Raw genomic sequence first — 19,578 nt, forward strand, 5'->3', positions numbered from 1 at the left:
GGCGCGGCGTCGGCCCGCCGGCGACCGCGGCCACCGGGGCGCGGGTGCCCCGGCCGGGCGCGGGCCGGCCGGGACCGGTGCGGCCCCGGGGCCGGTCACCGCGTCCGCGGCGGCGCTGGTCGCTCATCCGTGTCCCGCTCCCGGTCAGCCCTGGAAGCGCGGGAAGGCCCGGGCCCCGGCGTAGCGCGCGGCGTCACCGAGCTCGTCCTCGATGCGCAACAGCTGGTTGTACTTCGCGACCCGGTCGGAGCGGGCGGGGGCGCCGGTCTTGATCTGGCCGCAGTTGGTCGCGACCGCCAGGTCGGCGATCGTGGTGTCCTCGGTCTCGCCCGAGCGGTGGCTCATCATGTTGCGGAAGCCGTTGCGGTGGGCCAGCTCGACGGCGTCGAGGGTCTCGGTGAGCGAGCCGATCTGGTTGACCTTGACCAGCATCGCGTTGGCCTGGCCGCCGTCGATGCCGCGCTGGAGCCGCTCGACGTTGGTGACGAACAGGTCGTCGCCGACCAGCTGGATCCGGCTGCCCAGCGCGTCGGTCATCGCCTTCCAGCCGTCCCAGTCGTCCTCGTCGAGCGGGTCCTCGATGGAGACGATCGGGTACGCCGAGACCAGCTCGGCGTAGTAGGCCACCATCTCCTCGCTCGTGCGCGGCGAGCCCTCGAAGGTGTAGGTGCCCTCGGAGCAGAACTCGCTGGCGGCGACGTCCATCGCCAGCGCGATGTCGGTGCCGAGCTTCTGGCCGGAGGCCTCGACGGCCTCGGCGATCAGGTCGAGCGCGGCCCGGTTGCTCTCCAGGTCGGGGGCGAAGCCGCCCTCGTCGCCCAGGCCGGTCGAGAGGCCCTTCTTCTTCAGCACCGACTTCAGCGCGTGGTAGACCTCCGCACCGGAGCGCAGCGCCTCCTTGAACGTCGGGGCCCCGATCGGCGCGACCATGAATTCCTGCACGTCGACGTTGGAGTCGGCGTGGGCGCCGCCGTTGAGGATGTTCATCATCGGCACCGGCAGGAGGTGCGCGTTGGGCCCACCGACGTAGCGGTAGAGCGGGAGGCCGGCGGAGTCGGCGGCGGCCCGGGCGACGGCCAGCGAGACGCCGAGGATCGCGTTGGCACCCAGGTCGGCCTTGTTGGGCGTGCCGTCGGCGTCGAGCATCGTCTGGTCGACCAGGCGCTGGTCGTCGGCGTCGAGACCCTCGATGGCCGGGCCGAGCTTCTGGATCACGCCGTCGACGGCCTTCTCGACGCCCTTGCCGAGGTAGCGGTCGCCGCCGTCGCGCAGCTCGACGGCCTCGAAGGCACCCGTGGAGGCACCGCTCGGGACGGCGGCGCGGGCGAAGGTCCCGTCGTCGAGGACGACCTCGACCTCGACCGTGGGGTTGCCACGGGAGTCGAGGATCTCGCGCGCGCCGACTGCTTCGATGGATGCCACGTCTGTTGCTCCTGGGGAAGATCTGGGTCCGGTGCCGGTTCTCGGCCTGCCGGATCAGACTAGCGGCGGCGCCGGGCGGTTCCGCGGAGGCCGACCGCGCGCCCGCGGGGCGGGACGCGAGCACCTCCGGCCGGCACCTGGCCGGTACCCGGCGTTCACCCCCGCCTCATCCTGCGCTCGCCGGTGCGACACGTCCGGGTCGCCCGTCGCCACGACAGTCCGCACAGACCCCGCCCGGCTCCCGAACGGGCGGGGACACCGAGAGAGGACTGCTCGTGTCACTTCAAGGACTGGGCCGCGGACTGGCGATCGCCGCCGTCGGCGCCCTGCCGCTGGGGCTGCTCGTCCCGACCCTCCCGCCCGCCACCGCCGCACCGGCGGCCGGCTGGTTCGAGCGGGTCGCCACCTACCCCGTGCACCTGAACGTCCCGGCCGGCGTGGACCCCCTCGACGAGACCGTCGCGGAGATCTCGGCGGTCACCGAGGACGGCCGGACCGTCGTCTACACCGATGCCGCGGGGAAGCGCATCGGGTTCCTCGACATCACCGACCCCGCCGCGCCCGTCGGCGACGGCACCCTCGACCTGGCCCAGCTCGGCGACGCCGACGACCAGCCCACGTCGGTGGCGGTGGTCGGCGACCACGTGCTCGTCGTGGTCGACACCACCGGCGGCGACTTCGAGCACCCCTCGGGCCGGCTCGACGTGGTCGAGGTCGCCTCGCGGCAGCGGGTCGCCTCGGTCGACCTCGGTGGTCAGCCCGACTCGATCGCGATCAGCCCTGGCGGTGACTACGCCGCCATCGCCATGGAGAACCAGCGCGACGAGGACGCCACCCCGCCCGGCGGCGACGAGGGCGACCTGCCGCAGCTGCCGGCCGGCTTCGTGCAGGTCGTCGAGCTCGCCGGCGCCCCCACGACCTGGACCGCCGACCCGGTCGCGCTGGTGGAGGACGACGGCGACCCGCTGCCCGCCCTGGCCGACCTCGACACCCCCGAGGACCCCGAGCCGGAGTACGTCGACATCAACGACGACGACGAGCTGGTCGTGACGCTGCAGGAGAACAACGGCCTCGTGGTCGTCGACCTGCCCACCCGCGCGATCACGGGTGCGTTCAGCGCCGGCACCGCGCGCGTCGGCGGGGTCGACACCGACAACGACGGGGTCTTCGACTTCACCGACACCATCGACGTCCCCCGCGAGCCCGACGCCGTGCAGTGGGTGGGCGACGGCCTGGTCGCGACCGCCAACGAGGGCGACTGGAAGGGCGGCTCGCGCGGCTGGACGGTCTTCGACACCAGCGACGGCTCGGTGGTGTGGGACTCGGGCAACACCCTGGAGTACCTCGCGGTCGAGCACGGCCTCTTCAACGACGACCGCGCCGACAACAAGGGCACCGAGCCCGAGGGCCTGGCGTTCGCCACGATCGACCAGACGCCGTACGCCTTCGTGGGCTCCGAGCGCAGCAACTTCGTGGCCGTCTACGACATGAGCGACCCGGCCGACCCGGAGTTCCGCCAGGTGCTGCCCACCACCAACGGCCCCGAGGGGCTGCTGCCGGTGCCGGCGCGCGACCTGCTGGTGGTCTCCTCGGAGACCGACGACGCCGACGCCGGCGTGCGCGCCTCGGTGGGCGTCTACGCGCTCGGCACCGCCCGGCCGGCGTTCCCCTCGGTGCGGTCGGAGCCGCGCCGGGGCAGCTACGTGCCGATCGGCTGGGGCGCGCTGGGCGCGCTCTCCGGCGTGCCGGGCGACCCGACCCGGATGTGGGCCGCGAGCGACGCGGCGTACGCCACCGGCCGGATCTACTCCCTCGACGTCTCCCGCACGCCGGCGGTCATCGACCGGGTGCTCGAGGTGCGCGAGCCCGGCGGCGCCAAGCCCGAGATCGACGTCGAGGGCCTGTTCGCCCGTCCGCAGGGCGGCTTCTGGCTCGCCGTCGAGGGGGCCACCGGCCCGGGCAACGCGCTGGTGCGCACCGACGCCCTGGGCGTCGTGCAGCAGACGGTTCCGTTGCCGGCCGCGGTCACCGACCACGTGAGGAGCTGGGGGCTCGAGGGCGTCGCCGCCCGCGGCACCGGCAGCGCCGAGCAGGTGTACGTCGCGCTCCAGCGTCCGCTGTGGGTCGACCCGGGCGTGCCGGCCGGCGCGCTGCAGCCGCTGGAGGGCAACGTGGCGCGGATCGGGCGCTACGACGTCGCGACCGGCGCGTGGACCTGGTTCGCCTACCCCTTGTCGCCCACGTCCGTCGCTGGCGACTGGGTGGGCCTGTCGGAGATCACCGTCGTCGACGACGACACGCTGGCGGTCATCGAGCGCGACAAGCTCAACGGCCCGCGCGCGGCGCTCAAGCGCGTCTACACCGTCGACCTGCCCACGGGCTCGCCCTCGTCGCTCACCCCGGTGACCAAGCGGCTCGCCGTCGACCTGCTGCCCGCGATGCGGGCCGGCCGGGGCTGGACGCAGGAGAAGCTGGAGGGCCTCGGCATCTCCAGCGGGGGCCAGGTCTTCGCGGTCACCGACAACGACGGCGTGGTCGACGCGACCGGCGAGACCCAGCTCTACCGGCTGGGCGACCTGAAGCAGGTCTTCGCGGCCGCCACGGGCACCTCCACCCGGCTGACCCGCAACAAGGCGACCATCCGCAAGGGCAAGCAGGTCCGGCTCTCGGTGACGCTCACGCCGTCGTTCACCACCGGCACCGTGCGGATCCTGGACGGCGCGAAGGTGGTGCGCACCGTGCGCCTGGCCGGCGGCCGCGCCTCCGTCTCGCTGCGGCTCACCCGGGTCGGCAAGCACCGGCTGCGTGCGGTCTACGTCGGCGACGCCGACTCGCGGCCCTCGACGTCGGCGGCCGTCACCGTGAAGGTCACGAAGAAGAAGCGTCGCTGACCGCCCGGCGCACGGCGTCGCGCAGGGCCTGATCGGGGTCGACGCCGTCGCGTCTCGCCTCCACCACGAGCGCGAGCAGCCGGTCGCCCAGGTCGTCCCCACGAGGGTCGACCGGGCGGCCGGCCCGGGCCAGCCGGTCCACGACCTTGTCGGCCCGCAGCAGGGTCGGCAGGGTCGGGGCCAGGCCCTCGGTCACCTCCGAGCGGTCCTTCTCCTCGGCCTTGATCCGCTCCCACTCCTCGTTGACGGCCGCGGCGTCGCGCGGGCCGTCGCCGTCGGATCCTCCGAAGACGTGGGGGTTGCGGCGCACCATCTTCTCGGTGACGCCGCGGGCCACGTCGTCGATCGTGAACGCGCCGGACTCCTCGGCGATGACGGCGTGGAAGTAGACCTGCAGCAGCAGGTCGCCCAGCTCCTCGGCCAGGTGGCCGGCGTCGCCGGTCTCGATGGCCTCGGCGGTCTCGTGCGCCTCCTCCAGCAGGTAGCGCACGAGCGAGCGGTGGGTCTGCCCGGCCTTCCACGGGCACTCGGCGCGCAGCCGGCGCATCACCGCCAGGAACTCCAGCAGCGGCTCACCGGTCGCGCCCCGGTCCATCCCGCTGCCCCGGGTCAGCCGCAGCGCTGGTTGTCGGGCAGCGACTCGCCGTACGACGGCTCGGGGTTGTCCGACGAGCCCTGCGTCGCGGTCTCGCTGACCGCCACCGAGAGGCCGGTGTCGGCACTGGTCGGCTGCCCCGAGGCGATCGAGACGCCGTAGCGCGGGTCGAGGGCGACTTCGTGGTCGGCGAGCCAGGCGACCAGGGCCTCCTGGCCGGCCGCGAGCTTCTCCTCCGAGGTGGCGCCCGCGGCGGCGTCCTCGGCGCCGATCTCGGTGAGGACCTCGACGATGTAGGTGCCGGCGGTCTCGACCTCGAGGACGGCGTCGCGCTCGGCCTCCGCCAGGTCGGCGGTCGCCGCCTCGGTCTGGGCCACCTTGTCGCGGAAGGCCTGCCCCGGCTCGACGTCGCGCTCCTCGGCGAGCTGCTCGGTGGCCGCGCGCAGCGCGAGCTGGCCCGCGATGCCGCCACGGAGCAGGCCGTTGGGGATCTTCTGGGAGCCCTCGACCAGCTGGTCGGTGATGGCCTTGCAGTAGCCCGCCGCCACCTCGTCGACGTGGTCGGTCGAGATCGTCGAGTCGCCCACCTCGGCCGCGACCCCCGGGCGGAAGTCGGTGCCGGCCACTCCGCAGCCGGTCAGGGCCAGGCAGGACGCGGCGGCCAGGACGGCCAGACGGGTGGTGCGACGCACGAGGGCTCCTCGGGGGTGAACAAGGCGGACGGCCCGGACGGTCCCATTGAATCAGGAGCGTCCGGGCCGTGCGACGGACCCCGGCGACGGGGAGGTGGGACCGCCAGGATGGGTGGGCCGGGCCCGCGCGGCGGGCGACCGGGGAGCCGGGCCGCCGGTGAGGGACTGCTGGCGGTCCTGAGGGAGTGGTCGCGCAGAGCGTCGCGAGCCGGCCGATGTAGTTCGAGTCCCGTGGACCTCACGAGGGTAACCCCGCGCCGCCGTCCGGGCCAGAGGTGCGCAGACCGCTGACCCCGCTGCCCTGCTGGTCCTGGATCGGCGGGGTGTGGGGCGGGGTGGTCAGGGTTCCCAGGTGCCGGTGTGGTCGACGACGACCCAGGTCCCTGTTGGTGTGCGCCAGAGGAAGGTGGTGGGGCTGATGTGGTGGTAGGTCCAGCGGTGTGGGTCTTCATCCGGTGGTGCCACCTGCAGAGCGGGACGAGGTTGCACGAGCAGGTGGTGCCGCCCTGCTCGTACGGCAGGGTGTGGTCGGTGTCGCAGCGTCTGGCCGGGCGGGTGCACCAGGGTGCTGCGCAGTGCTGGATCTTCAGCTGGGTCTGGCGTTGCAGTCGCTCGGTGGGGTGGTAGCCGTCGGTTCGCAGGTGCTGGTTGAGGTCGATGACCGGTTTGACGGTGACCGTCGTGCCGGCTTCTCGGCACCACTGCTCGACCTGGGTCACGAGCAGGGGCTGGCCGGTGGTCTCGAGCATCCCGACGTGCTGGTCGTGGAGGTGGATGACGATCTCCCGGCCGGCCTCGCCGTGCGCCAGATGCCCGAGGGCGATGGAGCGTCGTACGTCGAGGGGCTGGTCGGTGTCGATCCTCGCGGCTGCTGCGGCGAGCGCTGCTTCGAGGTCGATCGCGACCGCGGTGTCGACGACTGCGTCGAGGTAGGCGATGCCGTTGGAGCCGTGGGTGATGGTGACGTGCCGCTGCTCGGCCGCCTTGATCCGGTCGGCTGCGGCTTGGTCGGGGTCGAAACGGAGCATGGCTTCGTGGACCAGCACCTCGATCTGCCTCGGGCCGAGTCTGTCGGCTTTGGTGGCGAGCCGTTCGTCGACGTACGCGGCGCCGGCCTTCGGCAGGGTCATGGTCTGCCGGGCGACGAGGCGGGCCTTCCACGCGACGGTGTGCCCGGACTGCACCCGGTGCCAGAGCCTGGGGAGCCGGTGGCGCAGCTCGAGGGCCTCGGCGAGGTAGGACCTTGCAGCGTGCGTGGAGATGCCGAGGGCGATGCCGAGCTCGGCGACGCAGAACTCCGCGACCTCGGGGCAGCCGTGCCCGCCGAGCCGGTCGGGTTGCTCGCAGCCGGGGACGGTGTCGAGGAGGGCTTCGCCGGGGTGGAGGTCGGCCCAGGCGCACGCCCAGGCCAGGTTGTCGGCCTCGAGCCGGGCGATCTCGGTGCGGTTGCGGCGCAGCCGGTCGAGCACCGCGTCGGCGGTGTCGAAGGGTTCGTGCTGGCTGGCTGCCATACCTTCATCCAAGCACCGACCACCGACAGTCGGACCCCGGTTTCGGGCTTGTCCACAAGGGGATCCAGAACTTTCTCAGTGGTTGCGGGAGGGCGTTCGTCTCGCTGGGTTTCGAGGCTCGTCGCTAGCGCTCCTCGCACCTCAACCAACGCCAATCGCTGGTTGAGGAAGTCGCGCTAGCGACTGTCTCGAAACCCCCGCCGGCCGAACGCCCTCCGTCCCCAACGGATGCGGATCGGGGTTGCGCCGACCCGGCGTTAATTAACGACGGCTCGGCGAAACCTGGGTTGCCCGCCGGGTGGTTGCGGGAGGGCGTTCGTCTCGCCGGGTTTCGAGACAGGCGTTGCACGCCTTCCTCAACCAGCGGTGGGACAAGCGCCCGCGCATGCTGGCGGCGCGAGCCTGCGAGTGCCGGCAGTGCGCCGTACAGCAGGCCGACCGAGGCTCGCAGTCAAGGACGCCGAAGGCGCCGCAGGGAATCCTTGACGGCGAGCGTCGGCCTGCTAGCCGCGCGGGCGCATCGAGTCAGCACCGGAGTGAGCCGAATCCCGAGCAAGGGAGGGCGTTCGTCTCACCGGGTTTCGAGACAGGACTTCGTCCTTCCTCAACCAGCGGTGGGGACTTTCATCCTTCCTCAACCAGCGGTGGCGGCGGGTGGGTCGATGACCTGGTCGATGACGTCGCGGGCCCACTGGAGGAGGGCGATGCCGTCGATCGGCTTGCCGCCGACCATGGCGGTCTGGGGGCGGGGGACGAGGATCGTGTCGAGCTGGGTCTTGACCACGGCCTTGGGGTACATCCGCTGCAGCCGGACCACCCGCGACTCGGGGAGCGAGACCGGGGCGAAGCGGACGTTGCGGCCGGCGATGGTGACCTCGCCGATGCCGGCCTCGCGGGCACGGGCGCGGAACCGGGCGACGAGGAGCAGCGAGGTGACGACCTCGGGCGGACGGCCGTAGCGGTCCTCGAGCTCCTCGAGGATCGAGTCGACGTCCGCGTCGCTGCGCACCTCGGCCAGCCGCTTGTACATCTCGAGCCGGAGCCGCTCGCTCGGGATGTAGTCGTGGGGCAGGTGGGCGTCGACGGGCAGCTCGATGCGGACCTCGTTGAGCTCCGGCTCACCCTCGCCCTTGAACTCGTTGACGGCCTCGCCGACCAGCCGGACGTAGAGGTCGAAGCCCACGTCGGCGATGTGGCCGGACTGCTCCCCCCCGAGCAGGTTGCCGGCGCCGCGGATCTCGAGGTCCTTCATCGCGATCGCCATGCCGCCGCCGAGGTCGGAGTTGCGGGCCAGGGTGGCCAGCCGCTCGTGGGCGGTCTCGGTGAGCGGCTTCTCCGCGGGGTAGAGGAAGTAGGCGTAGGCGCGCTCGCGCGACCGGCCCACCCGCCCGCGCAGCTGGTGCAGCTGCGAGAGCCCGAGGGTGTCGGAGCGCTCGATGATCATCGTGTTGGCGTTGGAGACGTCGAGGCCCGACTCCACGATCGTGGTGCACACCAGCACGTCGAAGCGCTTCTCCCAGAAGTCGAGCATCACCTGCTCGAGCTGGTGCTCCCCCATTTGCCCGTGCGCGGTGGCGACCCGGGCCTCGGGCACCAGCTCGCGGATCCTGGCCGCGGCCTTCTCGATCGAGTTGACCCGGTTGTGGATGTAGAAGACCTGGCCCTCGCGCAGCAGCTCACGGCGTACGGCGGCCACCACCTGGCGGTCCTCGTAGGCCCCGACGTAGGTGAGCACGGGGTGCCGCTCCTCGGGCGGGGTGGTGATCGTCGACATCTCGCGGATGCCGGTGATCGCCATCTCCAGGGTGCGCGGGATGGGCGTGGCCGACATGGACAGGACGTCGACGCTGGTGCGCAGGCGCTTCATCTGCTCCTTGTGCTCCACGCCGAACCGCTGCTCCTCGTCGACGATGATCAGCCCGAGGTCCTTCATCCGGATGTCGGGGTTGAGCAGCCGGTGGGTGCCGACCACGATGTCGACGGTGCCGTCGGCGAGGCCGGCGATGACCTCGCGGGCCTCCTTGTCGGTCTGGAACCGGCTCAGCCCCTTGAGCACGACCGGGAAGCCGCTCATCCGCTCGGTGAACGTCGAGAGGTGCTGGGTGACCAGCAGCGTCGTCGGCACCAGCACGGCGACCTGCTTGCCCTCCTGCACCGCCTTGAACGCCGCGCGCACCGCGATCTCGGTCTTGCCGTAGCCCACGTCGCCGCAGACCAGCCGGTCCATCGGCACCGTCTGCTGCATGTCGGCCTTGACCTCGTCGACGGTGCTGAGCTGGTCGGGGGTCTCGGTGAAGGGGAACGCGTCCTCGAGCTCGCGCTGCCACGGGGTGTCGGGGCCGAACGCGTGGCCGCGGGTGGCCTGCCGGGCGGCGTAGAGCTTGATCAGCTCGGCCGCGATCTCGCGGACCGCCTTGCGGGCCCGGCCCTTGCGCTTGGCCCAGTCGTTGCCGCCGAGCCGGTCGAGCGAGGGCTGCTCGCCGCCGACGTAGCGGGTGACCTGGTCGAGCGCGTCGGCGGGCACGTAGAGCCGGTCCGGCGGGGCGCCGCGCTTGGAGGCGCCGTACTCGAGGACGAGGTACTCGCGCACTGCTCCCCCGACCTCGCGCTGCTTCATCTCGATGAAGCGCCCGACGCCGTGCTGCTCGTGGACGACGTAGTCGCCGGCGCTGAGCTCGAGCGGGTCGATCTGCCGCTTGCGGCGCGCGGGCATCTTCCGCATGTCGCGCGTCGAGGACTTCTGCCCGCTGATGTCTTCGCCCGTGAGCAGCACCAACCGGTTGGTGTCGTCGACGAAGCCGTGGACCAGCGGGCCGCAGGTGACGGTCACCAGGTCGGTGGTGGGGTCGCCCTCGAGGCGGGCCGGCACGTCGTGCTCGGCCAGCACCTCGACCGTGCGCTGCGCCGGACCGTGACCGGGGTGGACGACGACGGTGCGGTAGCCCTCGGCGCGCCAGCCGGCGAGGTCGGCGACCGCCTTCTCGACGTCGCCGCGGTAGGCGTCGGCGGGGCGCATCGGCAGGGTGCGGGTCGGCACCCCGTCGTCGTCGTCGACCAGCGAGGCGACCTCGTCGTCGACGCCGAACGGGCTGAGCGTCCACCACGGCTTGCCCTGGTCGTTGGCGAGGTGGCGCACGTCGGCGATCTCGCGGTACGACGCCGCGCCGAGGTCGATCGGCGCCTGCCCCCCGCCGGCCGCAGCCGCCCAGCTGGCGCCCAGGAACTCCTCGCTGGTGGCGACCAGGTCGTGGGCACGGCGCCGGGCCCGCTCGGGGTCGAGCACCAGCACGTGGGTGTCGCGGGGCAGCAGGTCGACGAGCAGCTCCATCTCGTCGACGAGCACCGGGGCCAGCGACTCCATGCCCTCGACCGCGATGCCCTGGGCCATCTTGTCGGTGAGCTCGACCAGCTGGGGGTGCTGCTCGCCGAGCCGCCGGGCCCGCTCGCGGACCTCGGGGGTGAGCAGCAGCTCGCGGCAGGGCGGGGCCCACAGTCGGTCGAGCTTCTCGTGGGCACGCTGGTCGGCCACCGCGAACGACCGGATCTCCTCGACGTCGTCGCCCCAGAGCTCCACGCGCACCGGGTGCTCCTCGGTGGGCGGGAAGACGTCGACGATGCCGCCGCGCACCGCGAACTCGCCGCGCTTCTCGACCAGGTCGACCCGCGAGTACGCCGCCTCGACCAACCGGGTCACCAGGTCGTCGAGGCCCACCTGGTCGCCGGGGCGCAGCTCCACCGGGGCGAGGTCGCCCAGCCCCTTGACCTGAGGCTGGAGCACCGAGCGCACGGGGGCCACCACGACCCGCAGCGGGCCGGTGGTGGCGTCGTCGCCGGGATGGGCGAGCCGGCGCAGCACCGCCAGCCGACGGCCGATGGTGTCGCTGCGCGGGCTGAGCCGCTCGTGGGGCAGCGTCTCCCAGCTCGGGAACAGCGCCACCGTCGCGGGGTCGACGAGCGCGCCCACCGACTCGACCAGGTCCTCGGCCTCCCGGGCGGTCGCGGTGACGGCGAGCACGGTGCGGCCCTGCCGGACCAGGCCGGCCACCACGAACGGGCGCAGCCCCTCGGGCGCGGTGAGGTCGAGCGCGGGCACGGCGCCGTCGCGGGCGTCGGCCAGCGCCTCGGCCAGGGTGGGGTCGGCCAGGACGGCGTCGGTGAGGCCGGTGAGGCTCACGGATCTCCCTCGACAAGAGCGGGTGGGGCACAGCACGGCAGCCCCCGCTCACGGATGAGAGGGGGTGGCCCCTCCAGTCTAGGAGGCGCCGTCGACAACCCGGTCGCCCGTCGCGCTGGTCCCCGTCGCGCTGGTCCCCGTCGGGCTCAGTCGCGGGGAGCGTCGAGCAGGGCCCGCTCGGCACCGATCGTGGTGTCGTCGCCGTGCCCGGTGTGGACCACGGTGTCGTCGGGCAGCGCGAACAGCTTCGCGCGGATCGACGCCTCGAGCGTGGGCCGGTCGCTGTGGCTGCGCCCGGTCGCGCCCGGGCCGCCCTGGAACAAGGTGTCGCCGGTGAACACGCAGCCGAGCTCGGGGACGTGGAAGCAGCAGCCGCCGGGGGCGTGCCCGGGGGTGTGCAGCACCTTCAGGGTCACTCCGGCCACCGAGAGCTCCCAGCCGTCGGGCAGGTCCATGTCCCACAGGTTCTCGGTGTGCGTGAGCTCCCACAGCGGCCTGTCGTCGGGGTGCAGGAAGATCGGCGCGACGACCCGCTCACGCAGCTCGGGCGCCACCCGGCAGTGATCGTCGTGGGCGTGGGTCAGCAGGATCGCCTTGACCTTGCGGTCCCCCACCACCGCCATGATCGCGTCGACGTCGTGGGGCGCGTCGATCACGACGCACTCGCGGTCGTCGCCGAGCACCCAGATGTTGTTGTCGACGTCGAAGGTCTCGCCGTCGAGGCTGAAGGTGCCGCTGGCGACCGCGTGGTCGACGCGGGCGGTCACAGGACCACCACCGAGCGCAGCACGGCACCGTGGTGCATCTTGTCGAACGCCGCCTCGATGTCGCCGATGCCGATCTCCTCGGTGACGAACGCGTCGAGGTCGAGGCGGCCCTGCTGGTAGAGGTCGACCAGCATCGGGAAGTCGCGGCTGGGCAGGCAGTCGCCGTACCAGCTGGACTTGAGCGATCCGCCGCGCCCGAAGACGTCGATCAGGGGCAGGTCGGGCACCTTCATGTCGGGGGTCGGCACGCCCACGAGCACGACGGTGCCGGCGAGGTCGCGGGCGTAGAACGCCTGCTGCCAGGTCTCGGGCCGTCCGACGGCCTCGACCACGACGTCCGCGCCGTCGGCGCCGGCGTAGGTCTCGGCGCAGATCCGCTTGATCTCCGCCACGGGGTCGACCCGGGATGAGTCGACCGTGTGGGTGGCGCCGAGGCGGGTGGCGGCCTCGAGCTTCTGGGGGTCGATGTCGACCGCGATGATCGGGCTGGCCCCGGCCAGTGCCGAGCCGGCGACCGCGGCGACGCCCACCCCGCCGCAGCCGATCACCGCGACGCTGCGGCCCCGGGTGACGGCACCGGTGTTGATCGCGGCGCCGATGCCGGCCATCACCCCGCACCCCAGCAGGCCGACGGCGGCCGGGCGGGCGCTCGGGTCGACCTTGGTGCACTGGCCGGCGGCCACCAAGGTCTTCTCGATGAAGGCGCCGATGCCGAGCGCGGGCGAGAGCTCGGTGCCGTCCTCGAGGGTCATCCGCTGGGTCGCGTTGTGGGTGTTGAAGCAGTAGTGCAGGTCGCCGCGCTTGCAGGCCCGGCACTCGCCGCACACCGCGCGCCAGTTGAGCACGACGAAGTCGCCCGGCGCGACGCCGGTGACGTCGGGGCCCACCGCCTCGACGACGCCGGCGGCCTCGTGGCCGAGCAGGAAGGGGAACTCGTCGTTGATCCCGCCCTCCCGGTAGTGCAGGTCGGTGTGGCAGACCCCGCAGGCCTGCACCTTCACGACCGCCTCCCCCGGCCCGGGATCGGGGACGTTGACCGTCACCAGCTCGACGGGCGCGCCCTTGGCCCTCGCGACCACTCCCTGCACCTGCTGCATGCCGCTCCTCCACCTCTCGGGACTTCCTCGGCACCAGCCAACCGCACCCGTCAAGCGCCGGCCTGTGCCACCATCCGGTCATGACCGGCAGCCGGGTGGGCATCGTGACCGTGACCGTGCTCGGGGTGGCCGCGATCGCGGCGCTGTCGTTCCTCTCCACCGTGTTCACCGCCCTCGGCTGCGACGACACCGACGGCCCGGGCGGGTGCGGCGGCACCGGTCACGCGGTCGCGATCTGGACGACGTTCCTCGTCCCGACGGCGCTGGTGCTCGGGCTCGGGGTGCTGGCGGCCGTGCGCCGGCGCTGGCCGCCGCTGCTGGTGGCGCTGGCCGGCTCGGCGGTGCTGGTCGTGGCCGTGCCGGCCGTGACCATCGGCGTCCTCGGCTGACCCCGGGGTCCACGCCCGGATTGCAACCCTCGCGCACCCGTTCGCGTCTTGGTGCCGGAGCGGGTCACCCGCTGCGATCCCGAGACACGAGGACGGAGGTGCCGGATGCAGGCGACGGCAGGCGCGAGCGCCCACACTGGGGCCATGCGCGTGGGCGAGGCGGCCAAGGACGCCGACTTCACGGCGTACCTCGAGGCCAGGCGGGCCAGCCTGATGCGCACGGCCTACCTCCTCACCGGCGACCACCACACCGCCGAGGACGTGCTGCAGGCGTCGCTCGCCAAGCTGTACCTCTCGTGGGACAAGGTCCGCGACCGCGGGTCGGTCGACGGCTACCTGCGCCGGATCATGGTCAACGAGAACAACTCGCTCTGGCGCCGCGGCTGGAAGCGTCGCGAGCACGCCGCCGACATCGTCCCCGAGCCGCCACCCGTGCTCGACAGCTACGACGACGGGCTCTCCCGGGCGGTGTGGGAGCTGGTGCAGTCGCTCCCGCGCAAGGCCCGGGCCGTCGTGGTGCTCCGCTACTACGAGCAGCTCACCGAGGCCGAGGTCGCCGACACGCTCGGCATCTCCGTCGGCACCGTCAAGTCGCAGTGCCACCGCGCCCTCGCGGCCCTGCGCGACCGAACCCCGGACCACCTGCACCCGCGCCACGGGGAGGAGCAGCGATGAACCAGCACGACGACCTCGCCACCCGGGTCGGTGACGCCCTGGCCCGCCGCACCGACGGCCTGGCCCCGACCACCCTGACCCTCGACGACGTGAAGGGCGCCGCCCGCGGGATCCGCCGGCGCCGCCGGGCCGCCCTCGCCGCGGGCGTCGCCGCCGCCGTCGCGGTGCTGGTGCCGATCGGGGTGGTGGCCGCCGACCTCGGCGACGACCGCACCGGCCCGCAACCGGCGCCGCCCGGCCCCACCCGGGCGGTCGACCCCAACGTCGGCGACGGCTCCCCCGGCCTGGCCTACGCCGCCGACGGGGTGATCCACCTGCCCGGGGGCCGCGAGCTCGACCCCGGCCTGCCGGGCGGCATCAACCAGCTCGCCACGCTCCCCGACGACCGGGTCGTGGTCGCGACCACCGGTGCCGACGGCAACCAGCAGGTGGTCGTCGTCGACGGCGCGGACGGCGCGGACGGCGCGAAGCAGGCGACGTACCCGATGTACGACGGCGCCCTGGTGATGAACGGCACCGGCACGTCGGTCGCCTGGTTGGAGCGCGACGGCACGCCGCTGGTGCTGCAGTCGGGGCTCGAGCAGCCGGTCGAGCTGGCGGCGTTCGACGACGACCCGGGCTACCTCCAGCTCGTGGCGCTCGTGGGCGACGACTGCAGCGCCGACCCCGAGACCGTCGAGGGCACTGGCTGCACGCTCTACGCCGCCGGCGAGGGCCGGGCGGTGGTGTCGAGCTCCCACGGCTTCACCGACGTCCTCGACGACCCAGCGGCGATCGGCCTGGCCGACGTCTCCCCCGCCGGCGACCAGGCGATCTCGCTGCTCTCGATGACCGACGACTACGAGTTCTGCCACCACGTGCTCGACCTCGTGGGTGGCACCGCCGGCACCGCGTTCTGCGGCGGGCTGTCGAGCTACCACTACTCGCCCTCGGGCGCGCACGTCGCGGCGTACTTCGCCGAGGGCCTGGGCGGCGGCGACGTCTCGTTCGTCGACCCCGGTTCCCCCGGCCGGGTGCTTGCGACCTGGCGGACCCCGGCCGGCTTCGCGACCAACGGCGTGGCGTGGGAGGACGACGAGCACCTGCTCGTGGTCCTCATCGACGACGCCGGCCGGTCGCGCGTCGACCGGGTCGCGGTAGACGGCAGCTCCGAGGCCGGCGTGCTGCCGGAGGGCCGGCACTCCTACGTCGTGGAGACCCGACCTTGAGCCACCTGGGACGAGACCAAAGTCGCATGCGGGCGAGGAGCGCCCTTCGCTAGCGTTCGCGCCATGTTCGGAGCTCTCGGTCGCCTGGCCTCACGTCGTCCCTGGTACGTCATCGGCGCCTGGCTGGTCTTCGCCGTCCTCGTCATCGCCCTCGCGCCGAAGTTCGAGGCGACGACCGACCAGTCGGAGTTCCTGCCTGCGGAGTACGAGTCGATCAAGGCCTTCGAGCTGCAGGACGACGCGTTCCCCCAGCAGGCCTCCCCCGGCGCGATCATCGTCTTCGACCGCGCCGACGGCGAGGCCCTGGACGACGACGACACCGCCGCGGTCGAGGAGGTCGTGGCCGGGCTGCAGGGCCAGCTCGGCGACGCCTTCAGCGGCGTGCAGGCCCAGCCCCCCTCGGAGAACGGCCTGGTGCAGATCGCGGTGGTCGGCCTGGCCGACGACGTGACCGGCTTCGAGGAGAGCTCGCTCGACTCGGTGCAGGACCTGCGCGACGACCTCGGCGACCTCGTCGAGGGCACCGACCTGCGCTACGGCGTCACCGGCCAGCTGGCCCAGGGCTACGACAGCCAGGAGCAGGGCAACCGGGCCCTCGAGATCGTCGGCATCGCGACCATCGTCCTGATCGTCGGGCTGCTCGCGATCATCTTCCGCAGCGTGATCATCTGCCTGCTGCCGATCCTCGTCGTCGCCCTGGTCTCCCAGGTCGCCACCGGCCTGATCGCCACCGCCAACGAGATCTTCGACCTCAAGGCCAGCTCCGACGTCCAGGTCATCCTGATCGTGGTGCTCTACGGCATCGGCACCGACTACATCCTGTTCTTCCTCTTCCGCTACCGCGAGCGGCTGCGGGAGGGTGAGGAGACCCGCGGGGCGGTGGCCCACGCCCTCGAGCGCGCGGGCGAGGCCATCGCGTCGGCCGGCGGCGCGGTGATCGTCTCCTTCATGGCGCTGGTGCTCTCCTCGCTCGGCATCTTCCGCTCGATCGGGCCCGCGCTGGCGATCGCCGTCGCCGTCACGCTGGTGGCGTCGCTGACGCTGGTGCCAGCGATCGTGGCCCTGCTCGGCAAGGCGCTGTTCTGGCCGTCGCGGAAGTGGCGGCAGCCGCCCACCGGCAGCCGGTTCGCCGCGCTCGGCCGCACCCTCGGACGGCGTCCGGCCGCGGTGGCCGGCGCCTCCGGAGGCGTGCTGCTCGTGCTGGCCGTCTTCGCGTTCGGCTTCAACCCCAGCTTCGACTTCACCGGCTCCTCGGTGCCGAAGGACTCCGAGTCGACGGTGGCGCTCGAGCGCCTGGAGAAGGGACTGCCCGCAGGCGCCACCGACCCGACGACGGTGTTCCTCCACGACGAGGACGGCGAGGCGCTGGCCGAGGCAGACCTCGCGGCGTTCGGCGAGGCGCTGGGCGGCGCCGACCAGGTGGGCCAGGTCGCCCCGCCCCAGGTCTCCGAGGACGGCGCGACGGCGCTCTACAACGTGGTGCTCCAGAGCGACCCGTCGTCCGACGCCGCGATCGCGGCGGTCAAGGGGTCGATCCGCGACACCGCCCACGACGCGGCGCCGGACGGCACCGAGGCGCTGGTGGGCGGCACGACGTCGGTCTTCGTCGACTTCCAGGCCGCGATGACCCGCGACTACAAGGTGGTCTTCCCGGTCGCGGCGATCGTGATCATGCTGATCCTGGCGCTGCTGCTGCGCAGCCTGGTCGCACCGATCTACCTGATGGTCTCGGTCGGGCTGGGCTTCGGGGCCACCCTCGGCGCCTCCGTGATCGTCTTCCAGCACCTCATGGGCGACGCCGGCCTGATCTTCCTGCTGCCGATCTACATCTACCTGTTCGTGGTGGCCCTCGGCACCGACTACAACATCCTGATGATCGCGCGGCTCCGCGAGGAGGCGCGCGAGGGCAAGGACTCCCGCTCGGCGGCGGCCCAGGCGGTCACCCATGCCGGCCCGACGATCGCGGCTGCCGGCGTGATCCTGGCCGGCACCTTCGCGGCGCTGATGCTCGGCGGCAACTCGCTGTTCGTCTCGATGGGCTTCGCGATCTCGCTGGGCATCGCCATCGCGGCGTTCGTGATGTCGATGTTCTTCACGCCGGCGCTGACGGCGCTGATGGGGCACGCCGCCTGGTGGCCCGGCCACGGCGACGAGACGCGGGAGGCCTCACTCGAGGGTCAGGCTGGCGAGGACCGGTGAGATGACCGCGAACGGGTCGTCGGGCCGCTCGGTGAAGGTGATCTGCACGCTGGTCAGCCGGCCGCCGTGCACCGCACCCCACTCGAAGTAGAACGGGTAGCTCGGCACCGAGCCCTGCAGCACGTAGCCGGCGACGCCGCCGACCTCGAGGTCGGCGAGGCGCCGCAGGTCCGACTCGCGGTCGGCGTAGCCCTCGAGCACGGAGTCGGCGGCGGCGTCGGTGTCGCCGAACGCCGTGCGGTCGAGAAGGTAGAGCGCCGCACCGCCCGCGGGGTCGTAGGCGTAGGAGTCGCGCGGGGTCTGGTCGAGCTTGGTCCAGCCCTCGGGCAGGTTGACCGCGATGTGGTCCAGCTCGATCCGGTCGCCGGTCGCGGGCGGGCCGTCGGCGCTCGCGCCGGTGGGCGAGGCGTCGGGGCTGGAGGGCTCCGACGAGGGCGACGGGGCGGGCGACGAGGCGGGCCCGCTGGTGGCGGGTGACGACGGCGCCGGGGGCTCGTCGGGCTCGTCGTCGCCGCAGCCGGCGAGCACTCCCGCGAGCAGGACGGCGACCGCCAGCGCTGCCGGGGAACGACGGGTCCGAGACGTCATGGCGCAGACGCTAGCAACGCCGTCCGCGGGCTGCGCGCAACCCCGGACCGGCTGCTCCTACGATGGTTTCGCACACGACCTGGACGGGTAGACGCCCCGTGCTGCCGCTCCGGCGGGGCCCACGACCCGTGACTCTCGGACAAGGAACGTGACATGCCTGCTCTCTCGGCATCCACCGCCGCGCTCGCCGGGGTGATGCGTGCTCTGCACGTGCGTGAGGACAAGATCCAGAAGGTCATCGAGGAGCTCGACCTCAGCAACCAGACCCTCGCCGACGGCAGCTTCGAGCGCTTCGGCGTGATCGGGCCCTCGTCGTTCGGGGGCTCCGAGCTCGGCCAGGAGCTCAGCGGCCACCACCAGCGCGCCCACCACGTCGTCGAGCACACCATCGCCGGCGTCGTGCAGGACCTCGCCGACTTCCGCGACAGCGTGGAGCACGCCGTGCAGCTGATCAGCTCGACCGACGAGGCCGTGGCCGGCGACCTCCAGCGCAAGGCCACCATCGCCGACGCGCTGACCTACGTCGTCCACAACTCCCGCGGCGACCAGGAGCACGCCGCCGCGGTCGCCACCCAGCTCGCCGACGCCGAGGGGGGCGACGACTGATGCCCACCCCCAGCGAGGCACGGCTCAGCGCCGCGGTCGTCGGCATGAACGAGCACGACGTCCTGATCTCCGAGCTCGAGTGGCGGGCCGGCGGCACCCGGCTCAAGGGCGTCGCCGACGCCCTGCGCGAGGCGAAGCTCGACATGGTCCGCGAGTTCGGCGGCGAGACCGGTGAGCGGGCCGCCGAGGCCTTCGAGCTGGTCGCGGTCAAGGCCGAGCAGCGGTCGCAGGAGATGACCGACGCGGCCGACGCGCTCAAGGAGGCCAAGGAGGCCCTGGTCTTCGCGCGCACGACCTACGACGGGCTCGGCCCCGAGCCGGACCGTCCCGAGTGGGAGCCCCCGCCCCCGGGCAGCAGCGGTGCCGACGACATCCGGCGCGAGCAGCTGTACTCGCGGCAGATGATGTCCTACGACCGGCAGCTGACCACCCGTGAGGTCGCGGCCGCCGAGGCGCTGCGCAAGCTCGAGACGGCCTACCGGTCCTCGGGCCAGGTGCTGGCGCGGATCCACGGCGAGCCGCCCCCCGACTTCAACGGCCCCGGCACCGGTGGCCCGGGCACCGGGCAGCGGGGCCCCGGCGCCGGCCCCGGCGCCAACCCCACCGGCGGCGGCACCAGCAACGACGGTCCCGGCCAGCAGGACCCCGACACCGGGACGCCCGACGGCGGCACCGGTGACGACACCCCCGTGGGCGACGACCCCGACACCGGCACCGGCGCACCCCAGGGTCCCGGCAGCCAGCCGCCGGTCACCGGCGGCCCG

General features: G+C 73.0%; 14 protein-coding genes and 1 pseudogene. 7 read left to right on the forward strand and 8 right to left on the reverse strand.

The features are described from left to right. Positions 1 to 144 precede the first annotated feature (144 nt). A complete protein-coding gene (gene eno / locus JT721_RS20325; protein WP_205475258.1) occupies positions 145 to 1,422 on the reverse strand; it encodes a phosphopyruvate hydratase in 1,278 nt (425 codons plus the stop codon). 275 nt (positions 1,423 to 1,697) lie between these two features. On the opposite strand from eno, the gene JT721_RS21885 reads away from it, so the two are divergent. Next, the gene (locus JT721_RS21885) at positions 1,698 to 4,313 is read left to right on the forward strand and encodes an esterase-like activity of phytase family protein (protein WP_205475259.1); all 2,616 of its coding nucleotides are present in this window, start codon (positions 1,698 to 1,700) and stop codon (positions 4,311 to 4,313) included. Here the strand turns inward: JT721_RS21885 and JT721_RS20335 are convergent. From JT721_RS20335 to JT721_RS20360, 6 genes are all read right to left on the reverse strand, one after another. Continuing rightward, entirely contained in the window at positions 4,291 to 4,908 is a 618-nt protein-coding gene (locus JT721_RS20335) for a MazG family protein (protein ID WP_205475260.1), read from the reverse strand. The two genes, JT721_RS21885 and JT721_RS20335, sit on opposite strands and share 23 nt — an antisense overlap. A 14-nt stretch (positions 4,909 to 4,922) precedes the next feature. Further along, positions 4,923 to 5,600, reverse strand: coding sequence for a hypothetical protein (locus JT721_RS20340; RefSeq protein WP_205475261.1), 678 nt, complete (start codon positions 5,598 to 5,600; stop codon positions 4,923 to 4,925). Then, positions 5,546 to 7,111, reverse strand: a complete 1,566-nt coding sequence (locus JT721_RS21945; protein WP_205475262.1) for an HNH endonuclease signature motif containing protein — start codon at positions 7,109 to 7,111, stop codon at positions 5,546 to 5,548. The genes JT721_RS20340 and JT721_RS21945 overlap by 55 nt, the downstream gene beginning before the upstream one ends. A 634-nt stretch (positions 7,112 to 7,745) precedes the next feature. After that, entirely contained in the window at positions 7,746 to 11,285 is a 3,540-nt protein-coding gene (gene mfd / locus JT721_RS20350) for a transcription-repair coupling factor (RefSeq protein ID WP_205475263.1), read from the reverse strand. Between the two features lie 146 nt (positions 11,286 to 11,431). Next, positions 11,432 to 12,052 carry an MBL fold metallo-hydrolase gene (locus tag JT721_RS20355; RefSeq protein ID WP_205475264.1) on the reverse strand — a complete coding sequence of 207 codons (621 nt, stop codon included), beginning with the start codon at positions 12,050 to 12,052 and terminating at the stop codon, positions 11,432 to 11,434. Beyond that, complete coding sequence (locus JT721_RS20360; RefSeq protein WP_205475265.1) at positions 12,049 to 13,149, reverse strand: S-(hydroxymethyl)mycothiol dehydrogenase; 1,101 nt, start codon at positions 13,147 to 13,149, stop codon at positions 12,049 to 12,051. Before JT721_RS20360 ends, JT721_RS20355 begins: the two co-directional genes overlap by 4 nt. Before the next feature lie 80 nt (positions 13,150 to 13,229). Between JT721_RS20360 and JT721_RS20365 the strand changes: the two genes are divergently transcribed. The 4 genes from JT721_RS20365 (at position 13,230) to JT721_RS20380 (ending at position 17,620) form a co-directional block, all read left to right on the forward strand. Continuing rightward, complete coding sequence (locus JT721_RS20365) at positions 13,230 to 13,538, forward strand: hypothetical protein (protein WP_205475266.1); 309 nt, start codon at positions 13,230 to 13,232, stop codon at positions 13,536 to 13,538. 144 nt (positions 13,539 to 13,682) lie between these two features. Next, positions 13,683 to 14,213, forward strand: a complete 531-nt coding sequence (locus tag JT721_RS20370; protein ID WP_205475267.1) for a SigE family RNA polymerase sigma factor — start codon at positions 13,683 to 13,685, stop codon at positions 14,211 to 14,213. Continuing rightward, positions 14,210 to 15,421 (forward strand): hypothetical protein, encoded by a 1,212-nt coding sequence (locus JT721_RS20375; RefSeq protein WP_205475268.1) that lies wholly within the window; start codon positions 14,210 to 14,212, stop codon positions 15,419 to 15,421. The genes JT721_RS20370 and JT721_RS20375 overlap by 4 nt, the downstream gene beginning before the upstream one ends. 63 nt (positions 15,422 to 15,484) lie before the next feature. Next, positions 15,485 to 17,620: an MMPL family transporter gene (locus JT721_RS20380; RefSeq protein WP_205475269.1), complete on the forward strand. Its 2,136-nt coding sequence runs from the start codon at positions 15,485 to 15,487 to the stop codon at positions 17,618 to 17,620. On the opposite strand, the gene JT721_RS20385 is transcribed toward JT721_RS20380, so the two are convergent. Beyond that, entirely contained in the window at positions 17,588 to 18,208 is a 621-nt protein-coding gene (locus tag JT721_RS20385; protein ID WP_205475270.1) for a hypothetical protein, read from the reverse strand. The two genes, JT721_RS20380 and JT721_RS20385, sit on opposite strands and share 33 nt — an antisense overlap. Before the next feature lie 153 nt (positions 18,209 to 18,361). Between JT721_RS20385 and JT721_RS20390 the strand changes: the two genes are divergently transcribed. Next, complete coding sequence (locus tag JT721_RS20390) at positions 18,362 to 18,814, forward strand: hypothetical protein (protein ID WP_205475271.1); 453 nt, start codon at positions 18,362 to 18,364, stop codon at positions 18,812 to 18,814. Continuing rightward, a pseudogene (locus JT721_RS20395) lies at positions 18,814 to 19,578 on the forward strand (hypothetical protein); the annotation flags it as partial. The gene JT721_RS20390 and the pseudogene JT721_RS20395, both read left to right, overlap by 1 nt.

The sequence above is a fragment of the Nocardioides sp. SYSU D00038 genome (genome assembly GCF_016924665.1).
Lineage (GTDB): Bacteria > Actinomycetota > Actinomycetes > Propionibacteriales > Nocardioidaceae > Nocardioides.